At 61.0% G+C, this 14,931-nt stretch carries 17 protein-coding genes and 1 pseudogene; 8 read left to right on the plus strand and 10 right to left on the minus strand.

The window, feature by feature from the left end; all coding sequences use genetic code 11:
* Positions 1–791: MFS transporter (locus tag QOC89_RS15775; protein ID WP_323045877.1), on the minus strand; the 791-nt coding region annotated here is incomplete at its 3' end.
* On the opposite strand from QOC89_RS15775, the gene QOC89_RS15780 reads away from it, so the two are divergent.
* Positions 724–2,244 carry a sigma-54 interaction domain-containing protein gene (locus QOC89_RS15780; RefSeq protein ID WP_323045862.1) on the plus strand — a complete coding sequence of 507 codons (1,521 nt, stop codon included), beginning with the start codon at positions 724–726 and terminating at the stop codon, positions 2,242–2,244. The genes QOC89_RS15775 and QOC89_RS15780 overlap by 68 nt on opposite strands.
* Before the next feature lie 28 nt (positions 2,245–2,272).
* Positions 2,273–2,410, plus strand: a pseudogene (locus tag QOC89_RS15785) (adenosine deaminase); the annotation flags it as partial.
* Between the two features lie 60 nt (positions 2,411–2,470).
* On the opposite strand, the gene QOC89_RS15790 reads toward QOC89_RS15785, so the two are convergent.
* Entirely contained in the window at positions 2,471–3,331 is an 861-nt protein-coding gene (locus tag QOC89_RS15790; protein ID WP_323045863.1) for a LysR family transcriptional regulator, read from the minus strand.
* 161 nt (positions 3,332–3,492) lie between these two features.
* Here QOC89_RS15790 and QOC89_RS15795 point away from each other — a divergent pair, with 161 nt between their 5' ends.
* Positions 3,493–4,893, plus strand: a complete 1,401-nt coding sequence (locus QOC89_RS15795) for a DHA2 family efflux MFS transporter permease subunit (protein ID WP_323045864.1) — start codon at positions 3,493–3,495, stop codon at positions 4,891–4,893.
* 106 nt (positions 4,894–4,999) lie between these two features.
* Here the strand turns inward: QOC89_RS15795 and QOC89_RS15800 are convergent, their stop codons facing one another.
* The gene (locus tag QOC89_RS15800; protein WP_323045865.1) at positions 5,000–5,773 is read right to left on the minus strand and encodes an SDR family NAD(P)-dependent oxidoreductase; all 774 of its coding nucleotides are present in this window, start codon (positions 5,771–5,773) and stop codon (positions 5,000–5,002) included.
* A gap of 251 nt (positions 5,774–6,024) precedes the next feature.
* Between QOC89_RS15800 and QOC89_RS15805 the strand changes: the two genes are divergently transcribed.
* Both QOC89_RS15805 and QOC89_RS15810 read left to right on the plus strand, forming a co-directional pair.
* Complete coding sequence (locus tag QOC89_RS15805) at positions 6,025–6,954, plus strand: LysR family transcriptional regulator (RefSeq protein WP_323045866.1); 930 nt, start codon at positions 6,025–6,027, stop codon at positions 6,952–6,954.
* 161 nt (positions 6,955–7,115) lie between these two features.
* Positions 7,116–7,352: a hypothetical protein gene (locus QOC89_RS15810; RefSeq protein ID WP_323045867.1), complete on the plus strand. Its 237-nt coding sequence runs from the start codon at positions 7,116–7,118 to the stop codon at positions 7,350–7,352.
* Positions 7,353–7,402: 50 nt separating this feature from the next.
* Here QOC89_RS15810 and QOC89_RS15815 read toward each other — a convergent pair whose 3' ends face one another.
* The 3 genes from QOC89_RS15815 to QOC89_RS15825 all read right to left on the minus strand — a co-directional run bounded on the left by QOC89_RS15815 (position 7,403) and on the right by QOC89_RS15825 (position 8,967).
* Positions 7,403–8,119 carry a Crp/Fnr family transcriptional regulator gene (locus QOC89_RS15815; RefSeq protein WP_323045868.1) on the minus strand — a complete coding sequence of 239 codons (717 nt, stop codon included), beginning with the start codon at positions 8,117–8,119 and terminating at the stop codon, positions 7,403–7,405.
* A 215-nt stretch (positions 8,120–8,334) separates the two neighbouring features.
* Complete coding sequence (locus QOC89_RS15820; RefSeq protein WP_323045869.1) at positions 8,335–8,598, minus strand: hypothetical protein; 264 nt, start codon at positions 8,596–8,598, stop codon at positions 8,335–8,337.
* Between the two features lie 117 nt (positions 8,599–8,715).
* A complete protein-coding gene (locus QOC89_RS15825) occupies positions 8,716–8,967 on the minus strand; it encodes a DUF1488 domain-containing protein (RefSeq protein ID WP_093644935.1) in 252 nt (83 codons plus the stop codon).
* A 311-nt stretch (positions 8,968–9,278) separates the two neighbouring features.
* On the opposite strand from QOC89_RS15825, the gene QOC89_RS15830 reads away from it, so the two are divergent.
* Together QOC89_RS15830 and QOC89_RS15835 are read left to right on the plus strand one after the other, a co-directional pair.
* Positions 9,279–9,458 carry a hypothetical protein gene (locus tag QOC89_RS15830; RefSeq protein ID WP_323045870.1) on the plus strand — a complete coding sequence of 60 codons (180 nt, stop codon included), beginning with the start codon at positions 9,279–9,281 and terminating at the stop codon, positions 9,456–9,458.
* A gap of 211 nt (positions 9,459–9,669) precedes the next feature.
* Positions 9,670–10,755, plus strand: a complete 1,086-nt coding sequence (locus QOC89_RS15835; RefSeq protein ID WP_323045871.1) for a glycosyltransferase family 2 protein — start codon at positions 9,670–9,672, stop codon at positions 10,753–10,755.
* 166 nt (positions 10,756–10,921) lie between these two features.
* Here QOC89_RS15835 and QOC89_RS15840 read toward each other — a convergent pair whose 3' ends face one another.
* From QOC89_RS15840 to QOC89_RS15850, 3 genes are all read right to left on the minus strand, one after another.
* Positions 10,922–11,650, minus strand: coding sequence for an amino acid ABC transporter permease (locus tag QOC89_RS15840; RefSeq protein WP_323045872.1), 729 nt, complete (start codon positions 11,648–11,650; stop codon positions 10,922–10,924).
* A gap of 2 nt (positions 11,651–11,652) precedes the next feature.
* Positions 11,653–12,384: an amino acid ABC transporter permease gene (locus QOC89_RS15845; protein ID WP_323045873.1), complete on the minus strand. Its 732-nt coding sequence runs from the start codon at positions 12,382–12,384 to the stop codon at positions 11,653–11,655.
* A 98-nt stretch (positions 12,385–12,482) separates the two neighbouring features.
* Positions 12,483–13,304: an ABC transporter substrate-binding protein gene (locus QOC89_RS15850; protein ID WP_323045874.1), complete on the minus strand. Its 822-nt coding sequence runs from the start codon at positions 13,302–13,304 to the stop codon at positions 12,483–12,485.
* A 293-nt stretch (positions 13,305–13,597) separates the two neighbouring features.
* Here QOC89_RS15850 and QOC89_RS15855 point away from each other — a divergent pair, with 293 nt between their 5' ends.
* On the plus strand, positions 13,598–13,819 hold the full coding sequence (locus tag QOC89_RS15855; RefSeq protein ID WP_323045875.1) for a hypothetical protein: 222 nt from the start codon (positions 13,598–13,600) through the stop codon (positions 13,817–13,819).
* A gap of 188 nt (positions 13,820–14,007) precedes the next feature.
* Here the strand turns inward: QOC89_RS15855 and QOC89_RS15860 are convergent.
* A partial coding sequence (locus QOC89_RS15860) for an MFS transporter (protein WP_323045876.1) occupies positions 14,008–14,931 on the minus strand: 924 nt, incomplete at its 5' end.

A 14,931-nucleotide genomic window follows, 5' to 3' on the forward strand; every position in this document is an offset into this window, starting at 1 on the left:
ATCGCCAATGCGCATACAACGAGCACGACGACTGGAAGACCCACACCCCTTGCTCCGATGAGGAAATACAGGAGGCCTGCGCCGACGGTCGCTGTCGCAGCGCCAATGAGAGAAAGCATCTTGCGGCGACCGAATCGCTGCCCCAACATACCGGCGCCGATATAGCCGAGGCAAAGAACCGCGTATGCCAGCATCAACGTTTCCGTCATCTCAAACGGCGTCAGATGCAGACTCTTCAATAGCACCCCTGTGGGAAGAAACAGCCCTACGATGTTCTGCGTGAGCCAGAATCCGGTCATCATCAACAGGACCTGTACCAGATTGCGCCGAGCCTGACCTGTGACGAGCCGACTAGCAGAGGCTGTCTGCGGCTTTCCCGATGATTTACCTTTCCATACCTGGGACTCAGACACCTTGCGGACGTAATACACGGCAAGGAGCGCGGCCATGGCCGCCCCAAGAACAAACGGAATTCGCCAACCCCATTGAGCGTAGAGGGATTGCGGACCATCCATCGGAAAGACGGCAAACATGATCATCGCGAGAAGATTGATTGCAACGTAGGCAGCCGGAAATCCCGCCAGAATCAATCCGCCCACCAGGCCCCGCTGTTCCTTCTTCGAATACTCAATTGCAAGAGGCAACGCACCGGTGTATCCACCGCCGAGAAAAATTCCGTCGACAAATCTCAGAATCACAAGGATCCAGTAGGACGCGATCCCAATGGACTGGTACCCCGGGATCAGAGCGATCAGGAAGGTCGCAACCGCGAAGCCGCTTACAGAAGTAATCGAGGCCGCTCGCCGCCCTACCCGATCCGCGCAGGGCGACGAACTCGCCGAATTCATAGCTAGCGTGGATTTCTCCGACGAAATTCTGCGCCACTTCGTGACCAACCCCTACGAGGCCATCACCGTCGTCGACAAGGACGGGACGCTGCGCTACATCAGCCCAATACACGAGCGATTTTTCGGCTTGCGCCATGGAGAGGGGACCGGAAGGCCTGTTACAGAGGTCATCGAAAATACTCGGCTTCCAGAGGTCGCGAAGTCCGGGAAACGTGAGATTGGACAGGTGCAGGAGATGAACGGGATTACGCGGGTCGTCACCCGTACCCCTATCTTTGACCGCGATCGGAATTGTGTTGGCGCGATCGGGCAGGTGATGTTCAAAGGACCGGAGGCAATCGAGCAACTCAGCGTCGAACTCGCTCGAGTGCGCCAGGAGCTTGCCTTCTATAAGCGCGAACTGTCAGGCATGCGCAACCGCGCATACGGGCTCGACCAGATCGTTGGAAATAGCGACCAGGTGCGGCGACTGAAAGACGATATCGTGCGTGTAGCACCGCTTGACGTGCCTGTGTTACTCGTTGGCGAAAGCGGAACAGGCAAGGAACTGGTCGCGCACGCGATACACCTTCTGAGCGGACGCAGCGACAAACCGCTTGTCCTCGTCAACGCCGCAGCCATGCCGGCCAATCTGGTCGAGAGCGAACTGTTCGGCTACGAAGGCGGCGCGTTCACCGGCGCGGATAAGAAGGGACGCAAAGGTAAGTTTGAACAAGCCGACACCGGGAGCCTTTTTCTCGACGAGATCGGCGACATGCCTCTCGAAATGCAGGTCAAGCTATTGCGCGTGCTGCAGGATGGCACATTCGAACGCCTTGGGGGAGACCGTCTCAAACGCTCGGATTTTCGCCTTATTTCCGCCAGCAATCGCAACTTCGACACCATGATTAAAGAGAACAGCTTTCGGCTCGACCTCTTCTATCGGATCAGCGCGGTTACTCTTCGCCTTCCGCCGTTGAGAGAACGACTTGATGACATTCCTTTGCTGGCCGAGAAATTTCTCACTGACTTTGCCACGCGCCATCGGATGACCAAAAAGACATTGAGTCCGGAGGTGATACGCCACCTTCAGGAGCGCTCCTGGCCGGGAAACATCCGGCAATTGCAGCATGCCATTGAGCGCGCCACGATATTTTCCGACAATGCCTTCCTCGATGTGGAGAATTTCGAGCAAGCGTCAGTTGCGTCCGACCGCGAGCCGTCCGGTTACCCACATCTTTCGACTGATTCACCGCTCAGCAAAGCGGGTATCCGCGTAGCCAGGCACAAAGTAGAACTGGATCTGATCAAGCAGGCACTGGCGCAGCACAACGGCAACAAGAAACGCGTTGCAGAAGTGCTCGGCATGTCTCGATCGTATCTTTACAAGCGGTTGAAAGAGCTTGATACGCATTGAAACATCGGCGATTGATGTACAGCCCCTCGGTTTCAGCATCGCCGAGTGGCGGGGCTTCATGCTGAACGGTATCGACGGCGCATGGACCGACGAGGCGACGCGTCAGGCGTGGAGCGCGGCGTGGAGCGCGGAGTTCGATGGGTTGGTGGCGGCCTTGCCCGATTGAGGGAACCACGCCGTGGGTCACGTCACCCGCGGCACGCGCCGCGGCGCATTCCGCGCGGTCTCACTCACCAATCCACGAACCGCGCAAATCGCTGTCGTGCAGCAATTGCAGCAACGTGCCTGCCGGACGGCTCAGCCGTTTGGCGGCCAGCGCGATGAACTCCACCGAGGGCAGGGTCGGCAAACTGGCGGCATTGAGAGGAGGCGCCAGTCCTCGCGCGGCCAGATATTGCGGGCGAACCGTAATGCCGAGGCCGCCGCGCGCGGCCGCGATACAACCCGCGTGACTGCTGCTCGTGCACACCACCTGCCAGCTGAAACCGGCTTCGGCGAGCGCGTCGAGCACCACTGCGCGCGTCACGCTCGGCTCGGCGACCAGAATCAACGGCAGCGGCTGGCTCAGATCGACGAGCGTGCCGCTGCGCGCCAGCCATTCCAGGCGGCCCGTGAACAGCGGCACGCCGCGGCGGTCGCCCAGACGCCGTTTGCCGACGAGAAGATCGATCGAACCGGCATCCAGCAACTCATACAGCTTGCCGGTCATGCCGATGGTGATTTCCAGCTCGACGTCGGGATGCGCGTCGCGAAACGCCGCCAGCACGGTGGGCAGCGGCCCGAGCGCGACGTCGTCCGATGAACCGAGCCGCACCCGGCCTTTCAGGCGCGGCGCGCGAAACTGCGACTCCGCCCGCGCGAGCGCTTGCAGGATTACGCTGGCGTGCGCCAGCATGGCCTCGCCGTCCGGGGTCATTGCGAGCGAATGCGTATCGCGCACCAGCAGGCGCCGACCGACGCTCTGTTCAAGCCGGCGGATGTGTTCACTGACGCTCGACTGCGTCAGATCGAGCCGGCGCCCCGCCTCGGTAAAGCTATGGCAGGCGGCGACGGTCGCGAAGGTCTTGAGCCAGATGGGATTGAGCATGCGCCATTGTCGCGCTGGTTATCGGCAAAGTCGATAACAGTCAATGACCCTAGTGGGGTTCCCGATTGACGAGGATGTCAATATGATGACGCAATCCCGCAATAATGACCTTGGGCACGGCCCGCCAGGCTTCGGTCCGCCGCCCCGCCGCACAATTGGATATGAACAAGGATTCCGCCCAGACCGCCCTGCTCTGGATCGTCGCCTCCGGCTTTTTCATGCAATCGCTCGACACGACGATCGTCAACACCGCGTTGCCGTCGATTGCGCACAGCCTGCACGTCGCGCCGCTCGCGATGCAGCCGATCGTGGTCGCCTACACGCTGACCATGGCGATGCTCACACCCGCTTCGGGCTGGCTCGCCGACCGCTTCGGCACGCGGCGCGTCTATTTCGCGGCGATCCTCGTGTTCGTGCTCGGCTCGATCTGCTGCGCGAGCGCGCATACGCTCGGCCAACTGGTGATGGCGCGGGTCCTGCAAGGTTTCGGCGGTTCGATGCTGCTGCCGATCGGGCGGCTTGCCGTGCTGCGCAGCGTGTCGGGCGAGCAATACGTGTCGGCGCTCGCGTTCACGTCGATTGCCGGCCAGTTGGGGCCGATCGCCGGGCCGACGCTCGGCGGCTGGTTCGTGCAGGCCGTGACGTGGCACTGGATCTTTCTCATCAACGTGCCGATCGGCGCGGTGGGCCTTTACGCGGTGCAGCGTTTCCTGCCGGAGCATGGCCAAACGAAGGCGCCGCCATTCGACTTTGTCGGGTGCGGGCTGTTGTCGCTGTGCATGATCGCGTTCTCACTGGCGGTCGATTCGCCCGTGGAAACGCACCGTGCGGCATGGTCGGCGGGTCTGTTCGCGCTCGCCGTGGTCAGCGCGCTCGCTTATATTCCGCACGCAAAACACCGCAGCATTCCGCTCTTCAAACTCTCGCTCTTCAGCGAACCGAATTTCAGTGTCGGTCTGATCGGCAATCTGGTGTGCCGCATCGGCTCGAGCGCCGTGCCGTTTCTCGTGCCGTTGCTGCTGCAACTGCAACTGGGTTACTCACCGCTGCATTCCGGCTTGATGATGCTGCCCGCGGCGATTGCCGGCACGTTCGCCAAACGCTGGATCGCGCCGCTGATTCGCCGCTATGGCTATGACACGTTCCTGCTCGTCAATACGGTGATCGTCGGCTCCTCGATCGTTGCGTTCGCATTGATTACGCGGGGCACGCCGATTATCGTCGGGATCGTGATTCTGGCCGTGTTCGGCGCGGCCAACTCCATGCAGTTCGCGGCGATGAACAGCGTCACGCTTAAAGGCCTCTCGCATGAAGATGCGGGCAGCGGCAACAGCCTCTTTTCGATGGTGCAGATGCTGGCGATCGGGCTGGGCGTTTCGATCGGCGGCGGCCTGGTGAATCTGTTCTCGGCGCAATGGGGATCGGCGGCACTTGGATTCCGCCTGAGCTTCGTGTGCGTGGGCGTCATTACGCTGGTGTCGGCGTGGATCTTTCGCCATCTCGACGAAGCGCCTGTCGCTCGCGGCGTGCGTGGCCAGACGGCCCAAGGCGCGGGGCGCTGATTGCAACCAGCACGGTGGCTTGGGATACGCACGTCTGGCTTTGCGTGCGCTGAATCAGCCAGGTGTGACCTGGGCGGACTCAGCGCACTTTCTGCCGTCGCAGCCCTCAGTCCGGCAAACGGACGCCGGAAAATCTCTCGCACGCCTCGATCAAACGCTCTTGCACAGCAACGTCGTGTACCGCCGGATGCGTCTCGCGCGGTTTCAAATGATAGAAGTAGGCGCCGCTCACGGTGGCCGCCGGTTCGTCGCTGACGGCGAGCCACACCTGGGTTTTCGGCGCCGCTTGCAGATCGTCCGGCGCGCCTGCCCCACCCATTCTGGTCGCCACCCAACCGGGCTCCAGCGCGTTCGACAACACCTCCGGCCAGCGGCGCGCCACCGCGAACGCCAGCAGCGCGTCATGCAGTTTCGAGTCGGAATAGGCCGCCGTGCCTTGCCATGGCCGCCGCTCCCATGCCAGATCGTCGAGGCTCGCGTCGCCGCTGCGATGCAGGCCCGAGCTCAGATAGACGAGCCGCTTCGGCTTGCGGATCAGCGCGGTCAATACGTAAGGCGCCAGCGTGTTGACCGCGAACACATACGGCAGGCCGTCCACGGTGGCGATCCGGCGCGGCTCCTGATAACCCACCGCCGCGTTGTGGATCACCGCGTCGAAGCGGCCGAGTGCGTTGACCTGCTCAGCCAATGCGACCGTGGCTGCAAGACTCGACAAATCGCCTGTTAAAGCTGTTTCGGCGCCCGGCACGGCCTTCAATGCGTCCTCGGCCCGTGTCGCATTGCGGGCGTGCAAAACGACTTGATGACCGGCGTCGACGAGCAGACGCGCGGCCATTTGACCGAGGCCATCGGCGGACCCGGTAATAAAAACTCGCGACATGATGGCGTTCTCCGTGGATGAGTCAAATATGCCTGACGCATGGTGAGAAGCGCATTTCATCGTACCTCAGGCGAACCCGCACAGATTAGCGCCAGACGGTGCTTGACGCGATAGCGTGGCTGTCATTCCACTCATGATTCGATGTCATTGATTCGTTCAGACAGGTAGGCGTTTCCCGACACCGGCACATGAATTCAAACGGTGTTTCGCGTTAGCATGTCACGCATTAATGCAGAACAAGGGAATCTCAGATGCCATTCGACGAGCGCATGCTGAACGGCATGGGCGTGCTGACGGCGATCGTCGACTGCGGCAGTTTTGCCGCGGCCGGCGAGGCGCTCGACATGTCGCAATCGGGGGTCAGCCGTTCGGTTGCGCGACTCGAAGCACGCCTCGGCATCCGGCTATTCGACCGCACCACCCGCTCCGTCACACTGACCGACGAGGGCCGGCGTTTTTATGAACAGATCGTGCCGCTGCTCGGTGGACTCGAGGAAGCGGCCGCTTCCGCGGCGCAGGGCGCGACTGCGGTTCGTGGACGGTTGCGCGTGAACATGGACCCGTTCTTCTCGCGTCTTGTTCTGGGGCCGAGGCTTGGCGGCTTCATCGACAAGCATGCCGATCTGCAACTCGAGTTGATCACGCGCGATCAGTTAGGCGATCTGGTCTCCGACGGATTCGATCTGGCGATCCGCTTCGGCGATCCGCCGGTTTCGACGCTGATCGCGCGCAAGCTGCTCGACACGCGGATCATGACCGTCGCCGCGCCGTCGTATCTGAAGAAACATGGCCATCCGGCGAGCCCGGCAGAACTCGAAAACGGCAAGCACGTGTGCATCAAATTCCGTGATCCGCTGACCGGTTACCCGTTCAGTTGGGAGTTTCATCGCGGACGCAAGAAGATGGTGATCACGCCGCAAGGCCGCCTGACCGTGAACGACGTCGGCACCTTGCATAGCGTGTGCGCCGCGGGCCAGGGCATCGCGCAGATTCTCGCGCTCGGCGCCGAGCCGTTGCTTGCCAACGGCAAACTGATCGAACTGTTTCCCGACTGGGGCGACGAAGTTTATCCGCTGTATGCGCTCTATCCTTCCCGACATCATCCGCCGGCTAAAGTGCGGGCATTCTTCGACTTTATCGTTTCGCTGACTGGAGGCCCGGCACGCGAAACGGTCGTTTGAGTCGCGCGCCGACACTCGCGATGCCCCGGAACAAGCGGGCGGAAGTCGTGCGTTTATCGGCGTAGAGCGTGACTTCGCATCCTGTACGGTAGCGTGCAGACAGGGGCTCGCGGCGCGCGCATGCTGTGTGAAGGCGATCACAGCACGTACGGGAAACACCTATGTCGAACTACCCATTCGAGAGCGAGCTCGCTCACCTCGAACAGATTATTCCGTTTCTCATGACGGCGCCGCCGTTGGGCCTGCCCTACTGGCGACGCCGGATTCTCTCCTTGTCGCCTGATGAAGCACGCTTGCCGCCCGGCACCTTGCAGCGTATCGGCAGATTAATGGACGTATTCGAAACGATCGAACACAAGGCGTCGCCGGAGGCCGGAAGCCCTGCAGCGATACGTTGACGGCGCTGCACTGGCGGTGGGTGACGCACAGATATTCGCCCGCGGGCTCGTTAGATAGCCTGCAACGCCGGCAGCAGCCGGTCGAATTCGCGTTTGACCACCGCGTAGCATTCGCACACGTGGGCTTCCAGACCGGGCCGGTCAAGCACGGTGATATGACCGTGCCCATAGCGGATCAAGCCGGCGTTCTGCAGTTTCAGCGCTGCCGCGGTGACGCCGGAGCGGCGCACGCCGAGCATATTGGCGATGAGTTCCTGAGTCATGCGTAGTTCATTCGACGGCAGCCGGTCGATGCTGAGCAGCAGCCAGCGGCACAATTGCTGGTCGATCGAATGATGGCGATTGCATACCGCGGTCTGCGCCATTTGCGTGATGAGCGCCTGCGTGTAGCGCAGCAGAAGGCGTTGCATCGGTCCCGCGCGATTGAACTCGTCTTTCAGCATGCGTGCATTGAGGCGCCAGGCGCGGCCCGCGCTTTGCACGATCGCGCGGCTTGGCGTGGTCTCTCCGCCCATGAATAGCGACACGCCGACGATGCCTTCATGTCCCACGATGGCGATTTCCGCCGATGCGCCGTCTTCCATCACATAGAGCAGTGAAATGATCGAGGTCGTGGGGAAATAGACGTGCTCGAGTTGGCCGCCCGATTCGTAGATGACTTCGCCAAGTGGCAATTCGACTTCGACCAGATACGGTTCGATGCGTGCCCATTCCGCCGCGGGCAACACCGCCAACAGATGATTCGCTTTTGGGTCACCCTTGTCCATTGGTGGCTCCTTGCTCGGTTGCAGACGCGCGCGCGGCGCGGCGATGCATTGATCATGAGAAACGGCGCAGGCACCCGTTTCGTTGCAACGATGATTATGAGCCGCGGTCCGCGGGCGCGGAATCGGGTAAAGCGCCCGGTTAGCCGGTACCGGCCATTGCAATGGGCGCGGTCAAAAAAAACCGGCTTTACGCCGGTTATTTTCGTTCCGAGTGTCTAAAGAGCGGCGGGCTTCTTTCTCAGCGTCAAGAAGCGACGCGTTTGCATCATTGTGCTCTTTGCGCCCAGCCACTTCGTGACGTGCTTGACCCATTGCTTCGGTGCGGCCTGGTCGCCCGGCTGAACGGGCTGTGGAGCGATCGAGGTGGGTGCGATGGGCACCGCGTGGGCGGTCGAATTGTCGATTTCGGCGAGGCGTGCTGCTTCACGGCGTCGTTTGCTATCGGCGATTTCTTCCAGATTGACCTGGTCATCATCCATGCTGAAACTCCCGCGACGAAGCGAGGCAAGGCGCCGGTGGGCGCCGCGCTGCTTCGGCTGTGGAACAAGGCGGCGCACGGCAGGTCCGGTTGGACGTGCCGCGCCGCGCTGTCTGTATCAAGAAATCGTGTAGCGGTTTTGCGGACCGCCGACGTACAGGCCGCGAGCAAGTGTGAGAATTTGCTCACGATGACGGTCGAAGGCTGCCAGCACTGCCGGTTCGTCGGAGCCTGCACTTGGGCTCAGATTCGAAATGACCGAATTGTTGACGGTGAAGGCGATTTCGCGTGCGTTGTCATAGCCCCAGAAATTGACGCAATGACGGAAGGCGTCGTAGCTGCGGCTAGGGTTCGGGAAGTTGAGGGACATGTTGGGCTCCCGGGGTTCTTTTTCTTCTTCACGGTGCGCTGAATGAGGGGCGCGGTCAAGGGGTTTTTGTGTTTTGCCCCCGTACGGGGGTGGGGTTTTGCCTGCGGCGTTGGCCTTTCCTTGAGCTGGCCAAAATCAATCAAATGCAAAAAAGCCGGATCAAGGAAAGACCCCAACAGCGACCTTCACGCCCTGCACCGCACGAATGCAACCCACCCACGTTCGGCACCTGCCACCCCAACCCGTGAGAATGAGCCCCGTCAGGTCCGCCTCTTGCTCTCTCATACATGTTCTTAAACCAGGAGCACGCCATGACCGAAACAAAAGACAATCAACCTGGCAAGCCAGCCGACATCGAGCATCCACAGCCCGCCACCCACAGCGACAACGAGAAAAGCAAACTGCCGGAACGCAAAGACGAAGGGCGCGATCAGTCACCAGCGGACCATCCCGGCAAGAAACCGGGAGAGGGCGAACCGTCAGTCGGTTGAAAATATCAGGTGCCCGCCCCGAGCGGCTTTGCCGCGTTTTTCGCACCAAAGCCGCACAAATTTCCCCTTCGAACTCCTTTCACGACGCTGACATTTTTTCCGAATTTTTACGAATTATTTTTTTCCTGTAATGGACTATTTTGCTGCATGCAGCAATGTGTGCGCATAGCGAAACCGGCTGCATCCTTAACTGAATCAGAAAGGAGACGCCGTGTTTACCTCGCCTATCCCCTCCTCTGAATCCCGTTCTTCCCCCAAGGTTTCTATTTGTCTGCCGACCTGCCATCGGCCTGAACTGATCGTCGAGTGCATCAATTCGTGCCTCGCGCAGACGTACGGCAACCTGGAGATCGTGATCGGAGACGATTCAAAAGATGAGCGCACGCAGCAGTTGATCGCAGCACGCTATCCGAACGAGCCACGCATCCGCTATGCAATGAACCGGCCGTCGCTCGGCCAGGCGCGTAATGTCGCAAGCCTGTTCGAGCGGGCGAGCGGTGACAAGATCCTGCTGATTCACGATGACGACTTTCTCACGACCGACGGCATCGAAAAGCTGGTGTCGCTATGGAAGCTTCATCCGCAACTCGAAGTGGCATTCGCCGACCAATACGAGGCCGATCACACCGGCGCCGTCGACGTCGGCGCCAGCACGCGCCTGAACACGGCGTTTCGACGCACGAGAGACGCGGAAGGTTTGCAACCGTTGCCGGGTAGAGCCGGCTTGATCCAGATGTTCCCCAACAACGGCTGGATGGCGAATGCCGAACTCGTGAAACGGATCGGTTACAAGGAACAGTACGGCATGTGCTGCGATTTCGTGTTCGGCACCGAACTCTGTCTCGCCGCGCGTGAGGTGTTCTATCTCCACGAATACGTCTCGGTCTATCGCAAGACGGCGACCTCGATCTCGCACAGCACGCGTGGCACGACCGTCGCGGCGACCGTCAGCGCTTATGCCTTTGTGCAAACCCTGAAACTGCCGCCGCAACTGGAATCGTCACGCAAGTTGGCATTGCACCGGCTCGTGCCGATCGTCGTTTCGGTCTACGCGAAGAATCGCGAGCCGCTGCTCGGCTTGAAGATCGCGCTCACCCATCTGTTCGCCTACGACTATGGCTTCAGCATGCGGCTCTATTACCACCTGCTTATGCTCTCGCGGGCAGCCGTGAGCATGCGGCAGCGCAGTGCGGTGGCCGCGGTAGTCGCGGCAGCGCCCGCTGTTATAGCCGAGCCGGCGGCCGCTGTGACAGAGCTCGTCTCGGACCTCGTCACCGATCGATCCGAATTGATCTGACGCCGCCGCAACCGAACGCGCGCCCCCCCATTCCTTTGGCGCGGCCTGCTTTGTGAGCCCGATCGCCGGACTCGTACGGCTGCGGGTTTAAGCTATATCGGCTGGTCGCCGGTTCATTAGTCGCGGTTCATTAGTCGCGGTTCGTTATTCCCTGTTCGCCGGTCGATCAGTCGCCAGACCATGCCTCAGTGGCGGCCGGCACAAGCGGCGGCCGCACACCGCGCTTACGCCGCGTCAACGCATAAGTAGCGACGCGGTCAAGCGCCGTGCACAACACCAGATAGATGAAGCCGACGAACAAAAAAATTTGCGCCGGATACACCATCAGGCGATTGCTGATCTGCGTCGCGACGAACGACAACTCGCCGACACCGACGATATACGCAAGCGACGTGTCCTTCACCAGCGATACCCATTGATTCACGAACGAAGGCGCCATGATGCGCATCGCCTGCGGCAGCATCACGTAGCGCAGTGCTTGCATCCGTGTGAGGCCGAGCGACAGCCCGGCTTGCCACTGACCGTCGCCGACCGCGCGAATGCCCGCGTGCACCGAATGCGCGAGATAGGCGCCACCGATCAGCGAGAGCGCGCAGACGACCGTCGCGAGTCCGGGTACATCGACATGGAAGAGCATCGGCAACAAGAAATAGGTCCAGAAAATCAGCATCAACACGGGAATCGCCCGGAAGAAGCCGATGACAAGTAGCAAGGGCACGCGAGCGATGCGCCCCGCCATTGCCAGCGCAATGCCACCCGCGAGACCGAGCACCGCCGACGCAAGCGCGGAACACAACGCCAGCATCAACGTGAGCGCCGCGCCGCCGAGCGGTCCTTGCGGAAATGCGCCGACCAGCAGGTACGGCAGATTATGGGTGAACAGCGTCCATGTCATGGTCAGCGCCTCGCGAATGTGCGGTCGCGCTCACGCGTATGCGCCACCGTATGCGAGACGGCCTCGATCACCGCGACGGCGACGATATACAACACGGTTGCCACACCGAATGCCTCAAACGTTTTGAAGGTCTCCGTCTCGACCTGACGCGACGCATACGACAATTCGGCAAGACCGATCGCCATGGTCAGCGACGAATTCTTCACGAGATTCATGTACTGGCCGAAGAGCGGCGGCAGAGAAATACGCACGGCTTGCGGCAAGACGACATAACGGAACGCCTGCAACGGCGTGAGACCAAGCGCCGCAGCCGCGGCATGCTGACCGGCAGGCACGCCGCGCAAACCCGCCTGGAACTCTTCGGTAATAAACGCCGCCGTGTAGCACGTGAGTCCGATCCACCCGGCGACAAATTCGAACGACGGCCAGCGCAATGCATATGCACCGATGTGCAGGCCATGCGGCGTGTTCAGCCATTGCATCAACGCGTCAGGCATCAGCGTGGCCGCGCCGAAATACCAGAAGAACAGTTGCACCAGCAACGGCGTATTGCGAAACGCCAGCACGTAGGTGGCCGTCGCGCGACGCAGCCAACGATATCGGGCATGGCGCGCGATCGCCAGCACGAAGCCGAATGCGGTGGCCGCGAGCGCCACCGTCAACGCAAGACCGACAGTGACACCGAAGCCTTGCCACAGCCACATCAGATACTTGGGAGCGAGCCACGCTTGCATCGTTAAACCTGCATCTTTAAACCTGCTTCTTTCGACAACGCCGACGGGCACGTTGCCAAGGTGCCCGTTCACTCCTGACTGCTACAACGACATGGCGATCAGGTCTTGTCGCCGATCCTGAAGATGCGCGCCAGCGGTGTTTTCGTTTGCGGACCGAACCAGCGGTTGTAGATCTTCGCGGCCGAGCCGTCGGCTTCCAGTCCCTTCAGCGTGTCGTTCACGAAGCCGACGAGGCGCGTCTCGCCCTTCGGGATCCCAACGCCCATGTAGTCGTTCGAAATCGTGAAGGCGGGAATCTCGTAGTTCTGTTTGTCCGGCACATTGGCGAGCAGGCCGACCAGCTTCGGACCGTCCTGCGTGATCGCCTGCACGTTGCCCGCGCGCAAAGCCGCGAACGCGAACGGCGTGTCGTCGTACGCAACGATCGTGGCTTGCGGGAATTTTTCGCGCAGCGTGATCTCGTTGGTGGTGCCCTTGTCGGCGCCCACTCGCAGGCTGTTGACCTGGTCCGCCGACTTCAGCACACCCTTCTTCGCCAGAAACTGCTGGCCCGACGAGAAATACGGAATGCTGAAATCGACCTGTTTGGCGCGCTCGTCGGTGATCGTGAAGTTGGCGAGCACCAGGTCCACTTTCTTCGACGTGAGAAACGGAATGCGGTTGGCCGGATTGGTCGGTTGCAGTTCGAGCTTCACGCCGAGCTTGTCGGCGAGTGCCTGCGCGTAGTCGACGTCGAGGCCGACGATGTGGTTGCTGGATGCGTCGACGTAGCCGAACGGCGGGTTGCTGTCGAAGGTCGCGACGCGCAACACACCGGCTTTCCTGATGTCATCGAGACGGTCAGCGTGGGCGAGCCCCGATACCGTCATCGAGAGTCCCGTGATTGTCATTAACCAGGCAGCGAGTATTTTCGATTTCATTTTTATGGATCTCTTTGTCCGTATACGGTGCGGATGCAATGTTTCAGAAACAGATGCGTATGGGCCGGTATCCGTTGCGACCGCGCATCGCAACGGCGAGGTCCAACCGACGGCTACGCATGGGCGCCACATTAGCAGCGGCCCGGCGCGTACTGAACCAAGAAATGCTCCTGTAATAAGCGTGTTTTCTGCTAAGCATCGGCTGATTTGCAAACGCGTATTTGTCGTTTGGTCTTGCGCATGCGGCTGATTAGGATGGACCTCGAAGCGTCATCAGCCCGGAGGTTGACCCCATGTCCGACAGTGCCTGTTTCAAGCCGCGTGTGATCGAGCCGGTCGCCGTCAATCAGCCTGAAGGATTGGGGCTTGCCGTGGAGTTATGGCTTGCGCACCCCGTCGAAGGCATTGCGGGGCGCGCCGTGCAGATTCATTTACGCAGCGATGCGAAGATGGCGCAAGCCGAGGCACTGCGCGATCTGCTGCATGTGCTGGGAACGGAGATTGTGGTGGCTTGAGGGTGTGGTTTGCAGCTGGCTTGCCGTGCTACCGTGCTACCGTGCTTGCCGTGCTAGTCGTGCTAGTCGTGCTTGCCGTGCTTGCCGTGCTTGCTTGCGCTGATGCGACAAAAAACGGCGGCCGGGTTGCCCCTGGCCGCCGTTCTCACGCAGCGCTCATGCGCGCTGTTCGAGCGTGTCGCCGGCGCTCAAGGCTCGTGACGCAGATACCCTTCTTTCGAGGGATCGCGCATGCGCAACGACACGATGCCGGCGATCGCGCACAGCACGGTCACGTACCAGTAGAACATCGACTCGTTACCCACCGACTTCAGCCACAGCGCGACGTATTCCGCCGAGCCACCGAAGATCGCATTGGCCACCGCATACGACAATCCCACACCGAGGGCGCGCACTTCCGGCGGGAACATTTCGGCCTTGATCAGACCGCTGATCGACGTATAGAAGCTGACGATCGCCAGCGCCACGACGACGAGGCCAAACGCCGCATACGGGCTCGTCACGTCTTTCAGGGCGTGCAACAGCGGCACCGTACCGATGGTCGCGAAGAAGCCGAAGAACAGCATCGAACGACGGCGGCCGATGCGGTCCGACAACGCGCCGAACGCCGGTTGCATCAGCATGTAGACGAACAGCGCCGCGGTCATCACGCTGCTGGCCGTCTTGGCATGCATGCCGGCTGTGTTGACCAGATACTTCTGCATGTACGTGGTGAACGTGTAGAAAATCAGCGACCCGCCGGCCGTGAAGCCGAGCACTGTCGCAAACGCGCCCTTGTGCAACCACAAGCCGCGCAGCGTGCCGGCCTCCTTGCGTTGGCGTGTTTCAGCCGTGGTGGTTTCTTCGAGCGATTTGCGCAGATACAACGCGACCAGCGCGGCCAATGCACCGATCACGAACGGCACGCGCCAGCCCCACGCTTTCAGTTCTTCGGTAGAGAGGGTTTGTTGCAGGATCACCAGCACCAGCAGCGCGCACAACTGGCCGCCGATCAGCGTGACGTACTGGAACGACGCGAAGAAACCGCGGCGGCCCTTGAGCGCGACTTCACTCATATAGGTGGCGCTGGTGCCGTACTCACCGCCGACCGACAAGCCCTGGAACAGGCGCGC

It is taken from the genome of Paraburkholderia sp. (assembly GCF_034668105.1).
Taxonomy (GTDB): Bacteria; Pseudomonadota; Gammaproteobacteria; order Burkholderiales; family Burkholderiaceae; genus Paraburkholderia.